This window comes from Desulfonatronovibrio magnus (assembly GCF_000934755.1).
GTDB classification, from domain to species: domain Bacteria; phylum Desulfobacterota; class Desulfovibrionia; order Desulfovibrionales; family Desulfonatronovibrionaceae; genus Desulfonatronovibrio; species Desulfonatronovibrio magnus.
The window spans coordinates 312,650-331,435 of sequence record NZ_KN882175.1 but is presented as its reverse complement, the minus strand read 5'-3'; the positions used below and the strand labels follow the sequence as shown (position 1 = coordinate 331,435).

At 45.5% G+C, this 18,786-nt stretch carries 14 protein-coding genes; 4 read left to right on the top strand and 10 right to left on the bottom strand.

Features of this window, described 5'->3' with window-relative positions; all coding sequences use genetic code 11:
- Positions 1 to 122: 122 nt before the first annotated feature.
- From rfbD to LZ23_RS13385, 8 genes are all read right to left on the bottom strand, one after another.
- Complete coding sequence (gene rfbD, locus LZ23_RS13420) at positions 123 to 992, bottom strand: dTDP-4-dehydrorhamnose reductase (RefSeq protein WP_045214931.1); 870 nt, start codon at positions 990 to 992, stop codon at positions 123 to 125.
- Between the two features lie 6 nt (positions 993 to 998).
- Positions 999 to 2,009 (bottom strand): dTDP-glucose 4,6-dehydratase, encoded by a 1,011-nt coding sequence (rfbB, locus tag LZ23_RS13415; protein ID WP_045214930.1) that lies wholly within the window; start codon positions 2,007 to 2,009, stop codon positions 999 to 1,001.
- Positions 2,010 to 2,218: 209 nt separating this feature from the next.
- Positions 2,219 to 3,058, bottom strand: coding sequence for an FAD/NAD(P)-binding protein (locus tag LZ23_RS13410; protein ID WP_045214929.1), 840 nt, complete (start codon positions 3,056 to 3,058; stop codon positions 2,219 to 2,221).
- A gap of 52 nt (positions 3,059 to 3,110) precedes the next feature.
- Positions 3,111 to 4,142: a 4Fe-4S dicluster domain-containing protein gene (locus LZ23_RS13405; protein ID WP_045215460.1), complete on the bottom strand. Its 1,032-nt coding sequence runs from the start codon at positions 4,140 to 4,142 to the stop codon at positions 3,111 to 3,113.
- Between the two features lie 5 nt (positions 4,143 to 4,147).
- On the bottom strand, positions 4,148 to 5,098 hold the full coding sequence (locus LZ23_RS13400) for a ferredoxin family protein (protein ID WP_045214928.1): 951 nt from the start codon (positions 5,096 to 5,098) through the stop codon (positions 4,148 to 4,150).
- Positions 5,086 to 5,556 carry a hydrogenase iron-sulfur subunit gene (locus LZ23_RS13395; protein ID WP_045214926.1) on the bottom strand — a complete coding sequence of 157 codons (471 nt, stop codon included), beginning with the start codon at positions 5,554 to 5,556 and terminating at the stop codon, positions 5,086 to 5,088. The genes LZ23_RS13400 and LZ23_RS13395 overlap by 13 nt, the downstream gene beginning before the upstream one ends.
- A gap of 41 nt (positions 5,557 to 5,597) precedes the next feature.
- On the bottom strand, positions 5,598 to 6,062 hold the full coding sequence (locus LZ23_RS13390) for a tRNA (cytidine(34)-2'-O)-methyltransferase (RefSeq protein ID WP_045214925.1): 465 nt from the start codon (positions 6,060 to 6,062) through the stop codon (positions 5,598 to 5,600).
- A 5-nt stretch (positions 6,063 to 6,067) separates the two neighbouring features.
- Positions 6,068 to 9,274 carry a DEAD/DEAH box helicase gene (locus LZ23_RS13385; protein WP_045214922.1) on the bottom strand — a complete coding sequence of 1,069 codons (3,207 nt, stop codon included), beginning with the start codon at positions 9,272 to 9,274 and terminating at the stop codon, positions 6,068 to 6,070.
- Between the two features lie 791 nt (positions 9,275 to 10,065).
- Between LZ23_RS13385 and LZ23_RS13375 the strand changes: the two genes are divergently transcribed.
- The 4 genes from LZ23_RS13375 (at position 10,066) to LZ23_RS13360 (ending at position 15,676) form a co-directional block, all read left to right on the top strand.
- Positions 10,066 to 11,730 carry a peptide-binding protein gene (locus LZ23_RS13375; RefSeq protein ID WP_045214919.1) on the top strand — a complete coding sequence of 555 codons (1,665 nt, stop codon included), beginning with the start codon at positions 10,066 to 10,068 and terminating at the stop codon, positions 11,728 to 11,730.
- Between the two features lie 744 nt (positions 11,731 to 12,474).
- Positions 12,475 to 13,578, top strand: coding sequence for a tRNA lysidine(34) synthetase TilS (tilS, locus tag LZ23_RS13370; RefSeq protein ID WP_045214918.1), 1,104 nt, complete (start codon positions 12,475 to 12,477; stop codon positions 13,576 to 13,578).
- A gap of 191 nt (positions 13,579 to 13,769) precedes the next feature.
- A complete protein-coding gene (locus tag LZ23_RS13365) occupies positions 13,770 to 14,306 on the top strand; it encodes a hypothetical protein (RefSeq protein ID WP_045214916.1) in 537 nt (178 codons plus the stop codon).
- Positions 14,307 to 14,326: 20 nt separating this feature from the next.
- A complete protein-coding gene (locus tag LZ23_RS13360) occupies positions 14,327 to 15,676 on the top strand; it encodes a CCA tRNA nucleotidyltransferase (RefSeq protein WP_198145996.1) in 1,350 nt (449 codons plus the stop codon).
- A gap of 245 nt (positions 15,677 to 15,921) precedes the next feature.
- On the opposite strand, the gene LZ23_RS13355 is transcribed toward LZ23_RS13360, so the two are convergent.
- Complete coding sequence (locus tag LZ23_RS13355) at positions 15,922 to 17,010, bottom strand: serine protease (RefSeq protein ID WP_045214913.1); 1,089 nt, start codon at positions 17,008 to 17,010, stop codon at positions 15,922 to 15,924.
- A gap of 240 nt (positions 17,011 to 17,250) precedes the next feature.
- A complete protein-coding gene (locus LZ23_RS13350; RefSeq protein WP_045214911.1) occupies positions 17,251 to 18,492 on the bottom strand; it encodes a metallophosphoesterase family protein in 1,242 nt (413 codons plus the stop codon).
- Between the last annotated feature and the right edge of the window lie 294 nt (positions 18,493 to 18,786).

The window sequence follows — 18,786 nt, the reverse complement described above, 5'->3', positions numbered from 1 at the left end:
GAAGACTGAAGGCTGAAGGCTGAAGGAGGAAGAGGGAAGACTGAAGAGGGAAGGCTGAAAGGGGAAGGGGGGAGACTGAAGGCTGAAGGTGGAAGGCTTCAGATTCAGGACTTTGAATATTATCAATCTGTTTCCTGGTAATGGTAAACATAATCACGCAGGGATTGAGTCCAGGTTCTGGGTTTACATCCAGTGATCATGGAATATTTTGAACAGTCCAGTACAGAGTAGGGCGGCCTTTTCGCCTTTTGAGGATATTCGCTGGAAGTAACAGGTGTGGGACTGCAATAAAGGCCTGCACATTTGATGGCTTCGGAAGCAAGTTCACACCAGGAAGCCTGACCCTTATTGGCCAGGTGAAATACTCCGGAGCTGTCAGTTTCAGCCAGTTTAAGCGAATGTTTTGCAAGGTCTATGGTGTAAGTGGGGGAGCCTACCTGGTCATGGACGATGTTCAGGCATTTATTTTCTCTCGCAAGAGAAATGATTTTATCCACAAAGTTAGTTTTGAACGGTCCGAAAAGCCAGGCAGTCCTTATAATGATCAGTTTGTCCCAGGTATTGGACAGCAGCGCCTTTTCACCCAGGAGTTTTGTTTTACCGTACACTGATTGCGGGGTAGCCTGGTCTTCGGTGGTGTATGGAGTGGTCTTGCTTCCGTTGAATACAAAGTCAGTGCTGTAATGAACCAGAGAAATGCTGTCTGCCTGACATATCTTGCCAAGCAGGGCGGGCAAATCTCGGTTAAGGGTGTGTGCCTGCTCGGGATCATCTTCTGCCTGGTCCACAGCAGTATAAGCAATGGTGTTGAATATTGTGTCAATGTTATGCTTTTTAATATATTTTTTTATTTCTGAGGAATCAAAGACATCAAGTTCATTTCGTCCGGGACAAAAAGCCTGCCATTGGGGCATTTTCATGACGTGGGCAAGGGCCTGCCCCAATAAACCTGTTTTGCCTCCCAAGATTAAAGCGTTTCTGGTCTGCATCATATCCACCTACCTGTACCAGCTTTGCATTAGTTCAGATGACTCTTTAGACTTGATGCCGTCAACCCATTCTTCATTTTTGAGGTACCAGTTGATGGTCAGTTCAAGGCCTTCGGTAAATCTCACTCCTGGCTTAAAACCCAATTCCTTTGCAGCAAGGGAATGGTCAATGGCATATCTATGATCATGTCCGGGACGATCCTGGATAAATTTGATGAGCTTATGAGACTTGCCCATTACATCCAGGATTTTCTTAACAACATCAAGATTTTTGTATTCAGCGTCGCCGCCCAGATTATACACAGCTCCGGGACGTCCTTTTTCAATACATAAATAAATTCCCCGGCAATTATCAGAAACATAAATCCAGTCCCGGATATTGGATCCATCGCCGTAAACAGGAACGGATCTGTCCTCCCTGGCCCTTAAAAAGGTTAATGGCACAAGCTTTTCCGGGAACTGAAAAGGACCATAATTGTTGGAACATCTGATGGTGGAAACAGGGAGATTGTAGGATTTGTAAAATGAACGGCATAAAAGATCAGCAGAAGCCTTGGAAGCAGCGTATGGACTATTGGGCGCAAGAGCTGAGTTTTCCTGGAAAACACCCTCAGACCCTAAACTTCCGTATACCTCGTCGGAAGAGATCTGCACAAATTTTTTAATCCCGGATTTCCTGGCCATTTCGAGAAGTGTGTAGGTGCCATGTATATTGGAATCAATAAATTGATCCGGAGCGCTTATGGAGCGATCAGCATGAGATTCAGCTGCAAAATTGACAATGATATCAATGTCATATTTGTTTAAAATATTTTGGACTGTTTCACGGTCACAAATATCACCCTTCTCGAAAAAATAGTTTTTGCCGCCGTATCTCTCCTCTACAGAGATCAGGTTTTCAGGGTTTCCGGCATATGTAAGTTTGTCAAGGTTGACGATTACATGGCTATTTTCATGCAGCATGAAATATATAAAGTTTGTGCCGATAAAACCGCAACCACCGGTTACCAGAATATTCATTTAAACTCCTTTAAGGCTGGCTTCACCCTAAACCCAAAAAAAAGATATATTAACAGACTAATGCGGGCTGTACCCGCAACCCAGTTATCTGTTATCTGTTATTTGTTATCAGGGTAAGGCAGTGAATTCAGGCTTTTGTTCTTCAACAATTAACTATTAACTGATAACAACTTCTTGTTTTTTCATGACAGGGTTTCAGGAGTAAGTTACTAATATTCTGCAGGTAAAACATCAAGTTCAGCCTTGGTGAAAACAGGTCCGTCACTACAAACATAGTAAGGCCCCACATTGCATCGCCCGCATATTCCTATGCCGCATTTCATGCGATTCTCAAGACTCATGATGATCTGTTCGCTTTTCCATCCCAAATTATCCAGAACCGGCTGGGTGAACTTGATCATAACTGGGGGGCCGCAGATTAGAGCCATGCTGTTCTCAGGAGACGGGGCCACCTGCTGTGCGATCTGGGGTACAAAACCCACGAGACGTTCCCAGCCGGGTGCCTCATTGTCAACAGTAAGGTGAATATCAGCCTGGCCGGATTTTTCCCATTGCACAATATCTTCCAGGTAGAGCAGCATGCCTGGTGTTCTCGCTCCGTATATAAAAGTGATACGTTCATAGTTGGAACGGTTGTCAGGGTGCAGCAGCCAAATCATGGTAGAGCGCAAAGTTGTAACGGCATAGCCGCCTGCCAGAATTACGAGGTTTTTCCCAGTTGCCTGATCCAGAGGGTAGGGATGCCCCAGTGGCCCTCTGACTCCAAGGCGATCTCCGGCCTTCATGCTGTGGAGCTTAGTGGTCACAACTCCCGCCTTACTGATTGTGAACAGAAGATCAGGGCCTTCATGTGGGCTGGAAGCTATACCTATGGGTACTTCACCTGCTCCGGGAACACTGATCTGTGCAAACTGACCTGGTTTGAACTGGAATGATTCGGCATGTTCTGAGTGTAAAAATTCCAATCTGAAGGTTTTTAAGGAATTATCCTCAGTGGCAGTGATTACTTCTTTAATTCTTACAGGTAGCGGAAGATATGGATTTTTCATAAAAATCTTTGGGGTTATAATTATTGGAGCAGCATTTGATGACCATTGCCGATTACATTTTGTTCATCTGCATGACAACGTCCCTGATGTCAATGCTGACAGGGCATTTCTGAATACATCTTCCACAGCCAACGCAGCCAAGTGCCTGGTTGAGCTTCTCAGGCATGTATCTGAACTTGTGCATGAAGCGCTGTCTCACCCGACTCATCCTTGAACCCCTCGGGTTATGACCTGAAGCATGCAATGTAAACAGGCTGCTCATGCATGTGTCCCAGTTGCGAACTCTGCGTCCATAACCCTTTTGTACCTCGTCCTGAATATCAAAGCAGTGGCAGGCAGGGCAGTAGTAAGTACAGATGCCGCAGTTGAGACATGTTTCATGAACCCGTTCCCACAAGGGGCTGTCATACAGTTCAAGAAGTGGGGCAGTCTTGACATTGTCAGTCTTCACAGAAGTCTGGATCATTTTGTGGGCACTGTCTTTCAGCTGTTGGGCTTTCTCAAGGTCTGACGGTGCCGGTGTATCAAGATTTTCAATCAGTTCCCGGCCTTTTTCAGTGTAAGAATTAAACAAAATAGTTTCGCCAAGATCAGTCATGAGAATATCAACACCCTCAGTATGATGCGGTCCGCAGTCAACAGAAGTGCAGAAACAGGTCGGGCACACAGAGTTGCAGGCCAGAGCGATAATCAGGGTACTGTCCCGATTAGCCTTCCAATAGGTATCAGGTGCCTGCGGATTCTGCAGGAACACTTTGTCCAGGATAGCCATGGCCATGGCATCACAGGGCCTCATATTAATAAGGGCCACAGGGTTATGTGAGTCAGGGGCCTCGGTAAAGATCATGCCGTCATTACTTGAATGGTCATTTTTAAATTCTAAAATACATTGAGTCTGAGGCAGGAAGAAATTTTTGGGAGACAAATCAGAGTTCAAAAAATCCCAGTCAATTTTATCGGCGTTCTCTATTCTGGTCCAGACAACATCAATGCCATCTCTAACAGGGGCGTATATTTCATGATTACTGATAATTTTTTCAAAGAGCTCATGAAATTTTTCTTTGGAAGTAATTTTTTGAGACATGAAAATCATCCTATGAAGTCTTCAGGATCTTCAGGGCTGAATGTGCTTAAGGGGTTTATCTCATCTGGGCTGAGACCAGGAGAAAAGCCGTACATCTGCCTTATATCCAGTTCAAGTCTGCTGGTAAGGCGGCGCATTTTGATTCCTTCAGGACATGCAGATTCGCATGCTCCGCAATCCGTGCACCTGCCTGCACAGTGAAAGGCCCGCAAAATATGAAAGGTGTGCACATCAGTTTCCTCAATGGTTTTACCGCACCATTGAGGTTTGGAATTGTCCACAAAACAGGTTTTGCAGTAGCACAAAGGGCAGGCATCCCGGCAGGCATAGCAGCGAACACACTTTTTGAAAGTTTCGTTAAACATTTCCCAGCGCTGCTCTGACGATTTATTAAGCCAGGGTGCTGCAACTTTGTCAATATTCCCGCCTCCTTGATGTGAACCTTCAGTGCCCAGCATTTGATCATACAATACCGGGTTACGGTGGGTGCAGGTGTAGCAGTTGTCTCGCTTGAATCGTCTGCGATTCAGATTTTCCTCAAAGCCGGGTCCGGAAACATAAATGTCTTCATTATGTTCCTGAACTTCATGGATATAGCGGCCTGGAAACTCTGCAGCAATTTTAAACCTGTCAAGCATTCCTGGTGAATGAACGCCCAGGATATGAACATTATCACGTTTGATTCTGTTTTCCCTGATGAGAATGTTGATATTTCTCGACACACACCCCTGGGCTACGACAGCTACAGGAAAATCAGCATTGATCAGGAATTTTGCAGGATTATTGGTACAAAACCCTGTCCACACAAGCTGGTCTGCTTCACTGATTGTTCTGGCAAAAAAAGGCTGTTCACGCATGGGAACCACACCCTTTCTGAAACCGATTATGGACTGGACTTTCTTGTCCTGAAGCAGTTTTTTTGCGGCTTCTCTTAGTATCTGGTTTATTTCTGACATATTGAACTCCCGGCAAAAGATCCCTGTTCCGGGATGATATTTTTAACCAGTCTGCGGGCAGGGCCCATCCTGGTGATGGTTTGCACCACATCTTCAGCCATTGCCTGAAAGTTTGCAGCCTCTGAGGAGGAAATCCAGCTGAAGCGGATTCGTTCAGGTTCAATCCCAATGTAGTCCAGAAGATTTTTAAAGACAGCGAAGCGTCTGCGGGCAATGAGGTTGCCGCTGTTGTAATGACAGTTGCCAGGATGACATCCCGAGACCCATACTCCATCAGCACCCTCCCTGAAAGCCTGCAGAATGTATTCAGGATGCATGTTTCCGGAACATGGAATCTTGATAATTCTAATGGATGGTGGATAGTGCAGTCGTTTGACTCCGGCCAGGTCTGCTGCAGCGTATGAACACCACTTACATAAAAATGCTGTAATGACTGGTTGGAAATTCTGTGTGGTCATAATATTATCTTGAGAGTTAAAAAGTTAGCAGTTCATTATCATTATTTGGTAAAATGTTTCAAGCCACCGGTTTGCCGGTAACCCTCGTAAAGCACTACAGCTGCAGCTGTTGCCAGGTTCAGACTGCGAACCTTACCCCAAATGGGGATAGTAATCAGGACATGCCCCTGCTGGACAATATTCTCGGGCAGGCCCCATGTTTCCGGACCCAGCACCAGCATATCCCCTGACTGATAGTCATGTTCTGTGTAACATTTGCCTTTTCTGGCACTGGTCATAATCAGTCTGGAGTCGGGAACAAGGTTCTCGATAAATGCAGACCAGTTGCTCCACTCATGTACTTCAACATAGGGCCAGTAATCAAGTCCTGCTCTCTTCAAATGTTTGTCATCAATACTGAATCCCAAAGGACCCACAAGGTGCAGAGGTGTCTCAGTGGCCGCGCAAAGCCTGGCTATGGAGCCGGTGTTGGGCGGAATTCTGGGCTGATATAAAACGATCTGCATTTTATTTAAACATCAAAGAGCATTTCCAGATCATCGCGAGTCAGTCCTTTCCAGGCATTTTGTCCTGGTATTACAGCTTCTGCCACACCTCTTTTCATGTCCTGAAGCTTGAGTATTTTTTCCTCAACAGTGTTTTCGCAAATCATCTTGTAAGCGAATACCTGTCTGGTCTGACCAATGCGGTGTGTTCTGTCAGTGGCCTGGCTTTCCACAGCCGGGTTCCACCAGGGATCATAATGAATTACATAGTCGGCAGAGGTCAGGTTAAGGCCAGTTCCACCTGCCTTAAGAGAGATCAGGAATATGGGAATATCAGGGGAGTTGTTGAATCTGTCCACCTGTTCAAACCTGTCCTTGCTGGACCCGTCCAGATATGCGAACGGGGTTTTGTTCATGGTCAGCCAGGATCTTATAATGTGCAGCATCTGGACAAACTGGGAAAAGACCAGCACTTTATGCCCATCTTCAACAATATTGGTCACCAGATCCTTAAAAGCTTCAAACTTTCCGGATGGCAGGTTGGTGCTTACTCCCGGCATGTCCATTTTCAGCAGCCTGGGGTGACAGCAGATCTGACGCAATTTTAACAGTGCATCTAAGATAGACATCTGGCTTGCGGCAAGACCTTTTTCATCAACTCTCTGCATAACCTGCTCTTTGAGCTTTTTGGCCAGAGCTGTGTACAGGTCGTGCTGTTCTTCAAGCAGAGCACTGTAGTAAACGTTTTCCACCTTGGGCGGCAAATCTTTGGCTACTTCGTTTTTGGTTCTGCGAAGAATAAATGGTTTGACCCGGGAGCGCAGATAGCCCAGGCTTTCCTCGTCACCGTCCTTGATGGGTTTAACAAATCCTTTCTGAAAGGCATGTTGCGAGCCAAGAAAACCGGGCATCAGAAATTCAAACAATGACCACAGTTCCAAAAGGTTATTTTCTATGGGGGTGCCTGACAGGCAGAGACGGAATTCTGACTTCAGTCTGCGTACTGATCGGGCTGTTATGGTGTTGGGGTTCTTGATGTTTTGAGCTTCATCAAGAATTATTCCACTGTATTCATGTGCCAGCAGTTCCTCAAGGTCCCGTCTGAGCAATGCATAAGTGGTCATCACCAGATCTGAATCCTTGATTTTTCGAAACATACTGGAGCGCCTTGCTCCATAGATAACCAGTCTGGACAGGTTGGGTACGAATTTTTCAGCCTCACGCTCCCAGTTGGGCAATACTGAAGTGGGAACAATGATCAGGGTGGGACCCTTGGCACCTTTTTCTTTCATGAGCTGGATAAAGGTAAGAGTCTGTACTGTCTTGCCCAGGCCCATTTCATCAGCCAGAATGCCTCCAAAACGATATTCTTTCAGGAAATTGAGATAACTGACTCCTTGATGCTGGTAAGGACGCAGTTCTGCGTTAAGGTTCACGGGCAGGTCAACCTGCCTGATGTGATTGAAGGAATGAATTTTTTCTCTTAACTCAGTCCAGAATGTGTCGGACTGAACCTGTTCGATATCATCTAAAATATTGTCCAGTACCGGGACTTCGTGGTTTTCATATTTCTGTTTGGGAGGTTTTTCCGGATCATAACCCATGGCTTGCAGTTTATGCCCAAGTTTTTTGATCCATGATTCCGGCAGGCTTGTATAGGAACCGTCCTTTAGTTGTACATAGCGTTTGCCCTGGGTCCATGCCTTCCATATTTTTTCTATGGGGACCCGGATATCATCGTACTCAACAGAAATGTCCAGATTAAACCACTTGTCATCTTCACCAGCTTCGACCTTGGCAACAACATTGGGTGGACTCAATCTGACGCGGTAGCGGGTCAGATTTTTTTCTCCATACACCCGATATTTTTCCACCAGCTTGGGATAGGAGTCCAGAAGAAAATTGATGGCCTCTTCAGGTTCAAGAAACCACATGGTGTTACTTCTTGATTGAAAGCCCATGTCCACAAGACTGCTAAGCAGTTCTTCTTCTTTTAATTGATCCCTGCGTACCAGAAAAGACTTGCCTTCAAATTGATAGCTGCCGGTCTGGAGATCCTGGTCCGGACCTGACAGAGTAACTTCTCCGTGTTCTGTTTCATAGACATTTTGAACCTGCAGTGTCAGCAGGCTTCCTTCTTCATCAAGGTACAGTTTAGGATCAAATTCTGCAGGTACAAAAATAGGAGACATTCTTTCCAGAAACTCTTCCTGACCAAAAAGGTCTGAAGCGTGAAGACTGGTCCAGACTCGATCCAGAAATTCAGAAATTTCTCCATGAGGGATGATAGGAGCTTCAGAAACTAATTCCTGGACGAGATTGGGATGCAGGCCTGTCTGCACAGGATAAAAACTGTTTTTCCACCAGACCCACAGGGGCAGTTGACCATAAAAGTATACCTTTTGTCCGGAAATGGAAAAGGGCAGCTTGCCTTCGCGTCCCAGCATGATGTCAAAGTTAAGACCGTCTTCGGAAAGCCGGGGACTCAGCTGTAAACGCATGGTGGTGGTTTCAACTCTTATGGGCTGTTCTGTGTCTTCATGAAATAGATAGTATTCGTCCTTGATGGCCCAGAAAAGCCAGGTAATCAGGCCAAATGGCACTTCCACTCTCTGTCCGTAATAATCAAGAGAGTGGCCGATTTGTCTTAGCACATCGGGCAGAGTTGGAGAAGTTTCACACCAGTTGGGATTGCGAATGATCTGTTCCAGAGTGACGGGATTGAGCACAGTGGAAAGGCCTGTCTTGTTCTGCCTGGCCCTGAAAAATTCAACCTGAAGTCTGCCTGGTTCAGGATAAAAACGGTAGACTAAGTAATGTTGACCTGGTTCTGGCTCTAATGCGGTAGCAAAATAAAGCCTGAAATTATGTCGCCAGTCGGTTCTGGTTTTGGGGAGTTCTTCCTTATCATCCTCGCTTAAGGAAGCCAGAAATTTTAAAGCTGTTGCACCAACATGTTTGCAGACTCCTGAAAATGAGTCAGGACAGTTACAGTAAAAATTGATGGTGTCGTTTTCAAGGTTAAGACCCAGTTCAGAATTGTATACCTGAAAGTCATCTCCCTGTATCCTGCCTTCAAGATCCCAGTAATGGTCCCTCTTTTTGATGCTGATTTTATGGGCGCCATTTTCAGAGAAAATGTTTTTGGCGTTTTCGAGAATATATTCAGGTATATTCTCATTAACAAAACTCTGGACGATTTTTTTTACTTTTTGTTCTTCTGTACTAAGCATTACTTTACCTGTTTTTCTGAGAAGCCTTGCGACTTTGGAATTGCGCAGGCGAAATGAGATTGATTCATTTAAACAAAGTTAATTTTTTTTTCAAGTGAAAAAAGATATTTTTTGAAAAATTGTTTTGAGGTCCCCGACTTGATGCCCGGGGGTAGAAGTTTTGGGGGCGGAAGTCAGACGTCAGAGGTCAGAGGTCAGAGGTCGGGGGGCTGAAGGCTGAAGGCGGAAGTCTGAAGTCTAATATCCAGAGATCGGTGCTTTCGGCCTTGGTCCTGGTTCTGCACTTGCCTTATTATCCACAATATGAATGTAACGTTCTGCCGGAAGATAACGCAAGGCAAAGGGGGTTTCATTCTAAGGAAAAAAAATATAATAGTATGTCTGCCTGCTTACAAGTAACTAGAATCGTTTTGATAATAAATTCAAATGGTTACAATTTTTACATTTTTATGATTTTTGCTTATGATTCATGCACATTTGCCAGCAAAGTTCCGTCAAAGATGGGAACTTTGTGCCTGGCACAGGGACTGTCCCTCGCTGTGTATTTTTTATCATTATAGCAAATTTCTTCCAGGAACCAATGCAGTATCAATCTTTTTTATAGCACCTCGCGGGGACTGTCCCAATTTCCAGAAAAGTGACAGAGTCTTAAAGTTACTCACACGTTCGGTCCTGGTCCGCCCAGGTGAGGAGCTTCTAAGCAGCTAAAAAAACACTGGACCCTGAATCAGGTTCCGGGTCAAGGTTAAAGCAAGTTTAATTCTAAATTTCAATATAAGCCGGGACTAATCATGTTTTTTCATAAATCAATATTTTTAATGCTTTTCTGTCTGCTGTTTATTGCAGCTTGTGAAACCGAGAGTGATCACTTATTGTCAGATACTTCTCAGAGTCCTGCCCGGTGGCAGGAACAGAATGCTTTTCCAGAAGAACCGTTACATGGGGGGCGTATTGTCATAGGCATTACCGGAGAGCCAAGTAATCTTATTCCGCCCCTTGCTTCAGATTCAGCCTCCAGCGAGATCAACAATCATATTTACATATCGCCGCTGCGCTATAACAAGGATATTGAGCTGGAAAAATGGGCTGCTGAAGAACTGGAAATTATTGACGGTGGGCAAAAAATATTAATCAGGCTCAAGCCTGATATTAAATGGTTTGACGGTGAAGAGCTGACAGCTGACGATGTACTTTTTACTTATGAGTTAATGATTGATCCTGAGACACCTACGGCCTATGCCCAGGACTATTTGGCCATCAGCGATTTTCAGGTTCTTGACAGGTATTCTTTTGAAGTAAGTTATGAAAAACCCTTTGCCAGATCACTGGTGACATGGGCTTTGCCTGTTCTGCCAAGACATATTCTTGAGGATGAAGACCTGCTGAGTACCAGATATATTCGCGACCCCGTAGGTGCCGGGCCTTACCGACTGCATCGATGGGATGCAGGCAGGCAGCTTGTACTTCGGGCCAACCATGACTATTTCGAAGGCAGACCCCATATTGATGAGATAGTTTACAGGATAATACCGGACCAGGCCACCATGTTTCTCGAGCTTCAGGCAGGCAACTTAGATATGATGAATATGACCCCGCAACAGCATCTGTTTCAGACTGATGATGATTTCTGGCAGCAAAATTTTCAGAAGTTCAGTTATCCGGCTTCAGGGTATACCTATCTCGGATATAACCTTAAGCATCCTTTTTTTACTGATGTCCGGGTGCGGCAGGCACTGGCCCATGCTGTTGACAGGGAGGAACTGGTCAAGGGAGTTTTGCTGGGAGAAGGATTAACAACTGTTGGCCCTTATATGCCGGGTACATGGGTTTATAACGATAGTATCCAGGACTATCAATATGATCCTCAGAAGGCTCTGGAACTTCTTGCCCTGAGCGGGTGGGAAATGGGACCTGACAATGTTCTGGTAAAAGACGGAACTCCTTTTGAGTTTACGATTCTGACCAATCAGGGCAATGACTTGCGCATCAGAACAGCGACCATAATCCAGTACCGTCTGGCCAGGATAGGTATAAGAGTGCGCATTCGAACAGTCGAATGGGCCACCTTTATCAGAGAGTTTGTGGATAAAGGGCGTTTTGATGTTGTACTTTTAGGCTGGTCAACTCCACAGGATCCCGACATGTACAATGTATGGCATTCTTCTCAGGCTGTGGAAAACGGCCTGAACTTTGTGTATTTCAAGAATGATCGTGTTGACGAGCTGCTGGAAAAAGGCAGGCAGAGTTTTGATATGGAGGTGCGTAAAAAGGCATACGATGAAATCCAGGAAATTCTGCATTATGAGCAGCCGTATATGTTTTTGTATGTCCAGAATGCCTTGCCCATAGTTCATGCCAGATTTATGGGCATTGAACCTGCGCCTTCAGGGATTATGTATAATTTTAAAGACTGGTGGGTTCCAGAAAGTCTACAGCGATTTTCAATTCCGCATTAGTTACTCTCTACAGTTGCTTAGAAGCTCCTCACCTGGGCGGACCTGGACCGAACTTGTGAGTAACTGTCTTTAGAGTGGAGCCTGCATCCTGCAGGCTATTAAAGACCAGGCGGCTGGAAGCCGCCTCCACATTGAAGAACAGTCCCATATTTGGAAATTAGGACAGTCCCCGCGAGGTGCTACAAAACAAGACTGATGCTGCATTGGTTCCTGGAAGAAATTTGCTTTAATGATAAAATTTACACAGCGAGGGACAGTCCCTGTGCCAGGCGTAAAGTTCCCATCTTTGACGGAATTTTTCAGGCAAATGTCCATCAATCATAAGCAAAAAACGTAAAAATATGAAAATTGTAACCATCTGATTTTATTATCAAAACGATTGTAGTTACTTCTAAGCTCCTCCCTGGGCGCGAGAGGGTAGGTGATGGTTTTACCATGCAGATTGCTTCGGTCGCTTAGGCTCCCTCGTGGGTGACAGGTTTTCAACAACTACATCCCTGACAATTCAAGTGTCATTGCGAGCGAGTCTTCGAGCGCGGCAATCTTTAACGTGTTAAGGCTATTATACCTTTTTTTGTGGCTCCTATCCACATTTCAAAGAAGCGGCTGAGCCGCAAGAGAAAAACGTCCCCAGGCTGGAGCCTGGGAACGAGGGATATAAAAAGTACTCCCAGGTTCGGTCCCGGTCCGCCCGGGTAAGGCGCTTACAACCAAGTATTTTGAACTCTCAACCTCTAGGATAGAATGTTGGATACTTTGCAGACACTCCCTGGCAAGTGGGCCAGATTCTGTCTAAGAATTGAATCTTTCTGGCAGGAAGTTTGTGACCTGGAAGCTGACTATGAAGATTCACGCACTGCTGGCAAGATTATATGTTCTTCCTCAAAATGCAGTGCCGCTGGCATTACAAAGCATGCTGGAAAAGTTAAGGAATCAAGGGTTTTGATTGCCCTTTCAGGCGGTCCTGACTCGGTGGCCCTGCTCAAGGTGCTTTTTTATTTAAGAATTAGAAATAACCTGGATATTCACGCGGCTCATCTTAATCACATGCTAAGGCCGGAAGCAGACCAGGAAGAGGATTTCGTCAGTAATTGCTGCCGGGAGCATGATATCTTGCTGGTTAGAGCCAGGGAAGATGTTCAAGCCTTTGCTGCCGGCAACAGGATGGGGATAGAGGAAGCTGCCCGATTCATAAGATATGAGTTTCTTGCCCAGGAGGCCAGCAGGCTTGACGCTGACTTTATCATGACCGGTCATCACCTCAATGATCTGGCAGAGGATCAGCTGTTAAGGCTGGGACGGGGCACTGGATGGCCCGGGCTTGCAGGCATGAAGGCGTATGATCCTTCAAGACGGCTGATGCGTATTTTGTTGCGTACGCCTAAGCAGGATATTTTAGATTTTCTGAAAGCTGTAAGACAGAACTATATTACAGATTATTCCAATGATGATACATCTTTTTCCCGCAACCGGGTCAGGCATAATATTGTTCCTGAAATGGAGCAGATTAATCCCGGATACTTAGATGCTGTGGAAAGCATGTGGCAGCTCGGCAGGATAGATGAAAGGCACTGGCAGGATATTCTTGAAAATATACCTGTGCATAAAAAGGGTGATGATTTTTTTTGTGCTCCGGATACATTGCAGACCCTGTCATGCTCGGTTCGACTCAGGCTTTATAAAAATGTTCTGGACAGGCTTGGACCCGGTCAGGCCCTGTTTGACAGTTTGATAACCCTGGACCGGCTCTGGCTTCAAAAGGCAGGCAACAAGATGGTTCAGTTTCCAGGCGATAAGTTTGCAAAGATATATCAAAAAGGTGTCTTATTTGGAATCATCAGCCGATGATATAGCAGTGCAGCGACATTTTGAGCTGAAAGGGGAATGGACCTTTTGCCGCCGGATAGTCTAACTGCCTAACTGTTTTATCTCTTGAGGTCGGCAAAAGTACCTGTCCCCGCTGGCCGATTAAAACAAAATTTCGCTGTAGTGATAAAAAGACTGACCAATGATGAGACACATATATAAAGGAGGAATATATGGAAGTTGATTTACAACTTGCCAAGGAAAAGGGCGCTGCACTTGGACGGGATTTTTTGACATGGCTCTGGTTCAGAAGTGAAATCCAGGATGGTGTATTTCAGACCGGAAGTGGTCAGGACTTTGCGCTGTATCTCGAGCAGAAAATTGTTGTTGAAGGCGGGGAGGGCGATAGTCTGGAAAAGGCTGTGTGTACCGGCATTATGTCTGATCTCTGGGAGGCCAGGCAGGGCCTCAGGACTGGAAAAAAAGTTGTTCAGGCCAAAATAAAGTTAGAGCAGGATGACAATGAATGGCTGGTGCAGTTAGATGCAGCTGACTTTGCCTTTTCCGGTCTTAAGACTCCAAAGGTTGATACAAAACAGGAAGAGGGTGATGATCCTGACAGTGCTTTTCTGGAAAAAATGTTTCTTCTGGAAAGGGCCATGGAGTTGATTGACGAGGCTTACAAATTGTTTCTGCACAAAAGAATGTCTATAGACTGGCAGGGGGAGCGCGAAGCTTTTCAGAAATGGCTGCATGAAGACAGCAGGTAATTGAAACGGGATTTATGGCAATGGACAGTGATACCCAAGCATTGCAGTCCGCGTTTAATGTCCTTGAAAACATTGAAGCGCGGGGTTTTGCAGCCTTTATCGCGGGTGGAGCCGTGCGGGATTATTTGTTGAAAAAACAAATCCATGATATAGATATTGCTACTTCCATGCCTTTGACTGATCTTGCACAAATTTACCCTTCAAAGAATATGGGCAGCAGCAGAGATTTTGGAACACTGCTTATTCAAAATCAGGGCAGGTATTTTGAGGTAACCGAGCTAAGGGGAGGCAAGCAGGATCATTCAAGTTGCAAAGTGTGTCTGTCTCAAAAGGAGCATCTTTTTCACCAGGATGCCCTGCTCAGGGATTTTACGGTTAATGCCATGGCCCTGGATTCATCAGAACGTATCCTTGATCCCTGTAATGGGATTGAAGACCTCAGAAACAGGGTCATCAAAACTCCAAGCCAACCGGATTTGATTCTAATCAGTGATCCCCTGCGCATGCTCAGGGCCGTCAGGTTTGCCTGTGAACTTGGATTCAGCATTGAAGGCAGCACAATGGCCTGTATCAGGGATAATGCGCACCTTATTTCCAAGCCAGCGTCCGAAAGAATAAGTTCTGAGTTTTTTAAAATGTGCAGGCTTCCAGGAAAAGTTTTTGCTCAGTCCATAATGCTTATGGATCAGAGCGGACTCCTTGAAATTATTCTGCCGGAAATCAGCAGGCTCAAGACCTTTACTCATAATTTCAAGCATCATCCAGAAGGGGGGGTATTTGAACATACCATGGCTGCCCTCAAAGCCAATGACACTGCAGATCCAGTGATCAATCTTTCCATCTTATTTCATGATTCAGGAAAAGCAGCAACTTTTGCCATACGAGATGGACAGCCAACGTATTACAGGCATGAAAAGGCCAGTATTGACATTATCAGAAGTGTGGCCAGAAGGTTGAAAATTCCAGGCAGGATATTGGGCCAGGTAGCTTTTGCTGCTGAAAATCATATGAAGGCCCTGAAAATACATGAAATGAAGCCCTCCAAAATTTACAGGCTCATGTCTGAGCCAGGCTGGCCGGTATTGAAGAAAACAGTGGAATGTGATATCCAGGCCAGGGGACAGAGTGCTGTTGAATTTAAGCGGTCAGTTGAGTGCCTGCAGGAAAAAATCATGGCCTCGACCAGGCAGAATAAATCGGACAGTAGATTTGTTCTAACTGGTAAACAGGTTATGCAATATACCGGTTTGCCCCAGGGGCCGGAAATTGGCAGAATATTGAAGCTTACTACTGACTGGGCCTTGGATAACCACATTAAAGATGAGAAAAAAATCCGAGATTATGTATTGATGCTTACGAAAAAGCAGTGAGATAATAGTTTAAAGCTGCCCTTTGCTGCAATCCAGCTGAAGCGAGTATTGTTAAGTTGGAGGTTAGTTTTAACTTTCAGGCTGAAGATTCAGATTATTAGGCCTTGTTGGTCTTGTCAGTATCCCAAAATATTCTTGCTGTTTGCTACAGGATTGAACCAGTAAGTCAATAATCGTTTGAGTGTGGCACCGGGAATGCCTGGTCCCATGCCACACCCTTGGAGCTAAACTATTACCATTGAGCATCAATGCAGTATGCGACAATTGGTGGCCTCAGCCCACTCATCTAACGTTCCAAGGTCGGTCAGTTGATAATCTGAGAGTTCCCCGGAATAGATAATTTGATTGCCGCGCAAGCCCAGAAAAGAACTGGACAGGGGGTAGGAGCGGTATCTCATATCGTCATCTTCAGTAGTCATTATAATACTGTTTTCGGACGGTCTGGTAAAATACTGGGGAAACTGCTGTTCTAAGGCATCAAAGGTGCATTCGCTTTGGGCAGTTGTTTTTATCCAGTCAGTAAATTTTGAAACCCTGACGTATACTCCAGGTTTGGCCCTGACAGCGCATTCATGGCCGAAGCTGACTATTCCGGCGAGAACATCCCGGCCCTGTACCTGCCTGAGGAGCGGTCCACCGCTGTCTCCGTAACATGCATCCTTTCCGCCCTCCCATGCTCCAGCACAAAGCATATTGTCAGTGATTGTGAGTCCTTCCTTTTCAAGGGTTATTCGACAAATATCATTGTCCACGTAGGGAACACTCACCTGCATAAGCTGTTCAGGATATTCACCACGGTACTCAAGTGCTCCCCAGCCAACAGCAGTAAACATGGTTTCAAAGGGAGTGAATTCGTCAACTTCCATCAGGCCGGAGATGGGTGTCATGGAAGAAGGAAAGCTCAGCTGGAGAAGGGCAACATCATTGTAGTAAGTATTAGGATCATAATCTAAATCATAGTCTTTGTGAAGAAGGACCCGGCGTATGGGAATACGTTCATATTTGCCGGGAGGAGCTGACAAAGACGTGGTGCCAAGAATGGCATGAAAATGGGTATACACATGTGGTGTGCAATGGGCAGCTGTAAGTACCCAGTCTGGGGCAATAAGGATGCCACCACATTGATGACCGAGGTACAAGTCAGGAAACTTGAAGTCACGATTAAGCGATACCATCCAGGGGTACCGGGATTCATCTATAACAGGTTCACCGCCTACAATTTTGGTAAGGTTGGTGGACTTTTTTTCTAAAGGTTTTTCAGTTGGCTGTGCATTGACTGCAAGGGCAAAAAACATAAACAAGCTGAGGATTGTTGAAAAAAAGAGCTTTTTCATGGTCGGACAATCTCCTTGGGATGAAATGGTTAAGGCTCTTCTGTCCACAGAGCCTGTGATTGCAGGAGCATTACGCGTTCTTAAAACTATAAACTTGAGTTGTATGTCACGGTTATTTTGGGGTTAAAACCCGGTTGTGTCGGCCTGGCACAGGAACTGCCCCCAATTGACTTTTTTAGAAACGTATAATGCTCGCCTGGGATTTCAGGCAATTTTTTTAATGTCTGATGCTTACTCAGTTTATGACATCAGGGGTATGATCATGCGCCGGGCTCTCTCCAGGTATTGCCTGCGCTGTTCTGGATCTGTCAAATCCGGCAGGGCAACGCCTTTTCCAGATAGTTTTGCTCCAAGCTCTTCTAAGCTGAATTCAAGCTGCTCAAAACTCTCAGGGTTATGTTCCAGCTCATCAATGAACCTTATCAGATCACCCTGAGGTGTTTTGCTTTTTTTTAGTTCGTCAAGGTCAACAGCCGGACTGGTATTGGTATAAATTTTTTCAACCCAGATTTTCCTGCGGGAAATATCCGTGCCTATGCGCCTGATATGTGCTTCCAAAGCTTCCCGGTCATTTACTATCTGATCGTGAGCAGCTCCATTTCCATGCAGCACAACACGAAGTCCCATAGACCTCCCGTCAGATTCGTCAGAGTAAACTTTTTCCATTTCTCGAGCTGTTCTGTCCATAACCTGTTGAAAGGTGTCAAGGTGGGTGATATCCACTTCTAAGGTTTTCCACCTGAATACATCAAGGATAATACGTTCTATGCTGACCTGTCCTGAATTGTTTACGTCAACCCGAACACATCCTTTTGCACCAGGTTCTCTGATATGCCTGCCCTGAATGCAGCCTGAAAAAATCACATAAGGGTTCTCATGGAAAACATCGTATCTATGGATATGACCCAGTGCCCAGTAATGATATCCCTTGGACAGGAGATGTTTGAGTTCGCAGGGAGCATAGCCGCTTTTTCCAGGTTTGCCTGAAAGGGAGGTATGCAGGAGGCCAATATTAAAAAGGTCCGGAAGGGGGTCGGGGTAAGCCTGGACAATATTGTCCAGAACTTCGGCTGATTCGTAACTCTGGCCGTGTACTGCAACTCCAAGCTCTTCAATTATCCATGTACCGGCCTGGCTGGTCGAGAAAGTTTTAACATTGTCCGGAAGCTTGAGGGATCTGGTCATGGAATTGCCAGCGTCGTGGTTGCCTTTGATAAAAGCAACTCTGGTGCCTGCTTCTTTGATTTTATCCATTTGCATGGATACATGAAGCAAGGTCTGAAAGTCCGGGCAGTCGTCATCGTAAAGATCACCGGCAATCAGAAGCAATGGAATCTTGTTTTCCAGAATATAATCCACAAGACCGGCCAGGGCCCGTCGGCTTGCTTCACGAATATCAGCAACAGGGGCGCCTTCATAGCGGCCAAGACCGCGCAGGGGACTGTCTAAGTGAAAATCAGCAGCGTGAATAAATGTTAGCATGAAGGATTATTAACAAAAAAAATTCGCGGCCTCAAGAAAGAATTTGAGTGAGGTGATTATCACTGCAGAGAGGAGTACTGACTGGCTGAGCATGATTTTATGGCTTGCGTAAAAAAATCAATATTAGTAATTGTTTAGCACTGAAGCGAAATTTTATTTAAATTTGCAGGGGACTGGCGCTTTTGCAACCGGATAGTCCGGCTGTATTACGGTTTCAGGTCGGCAAAAGTACCTGTCCCCGGCTTTCCTTAAAAGCTCCTCACCCGGGAGGCCCGGGACCGAACCTGTGAGTAA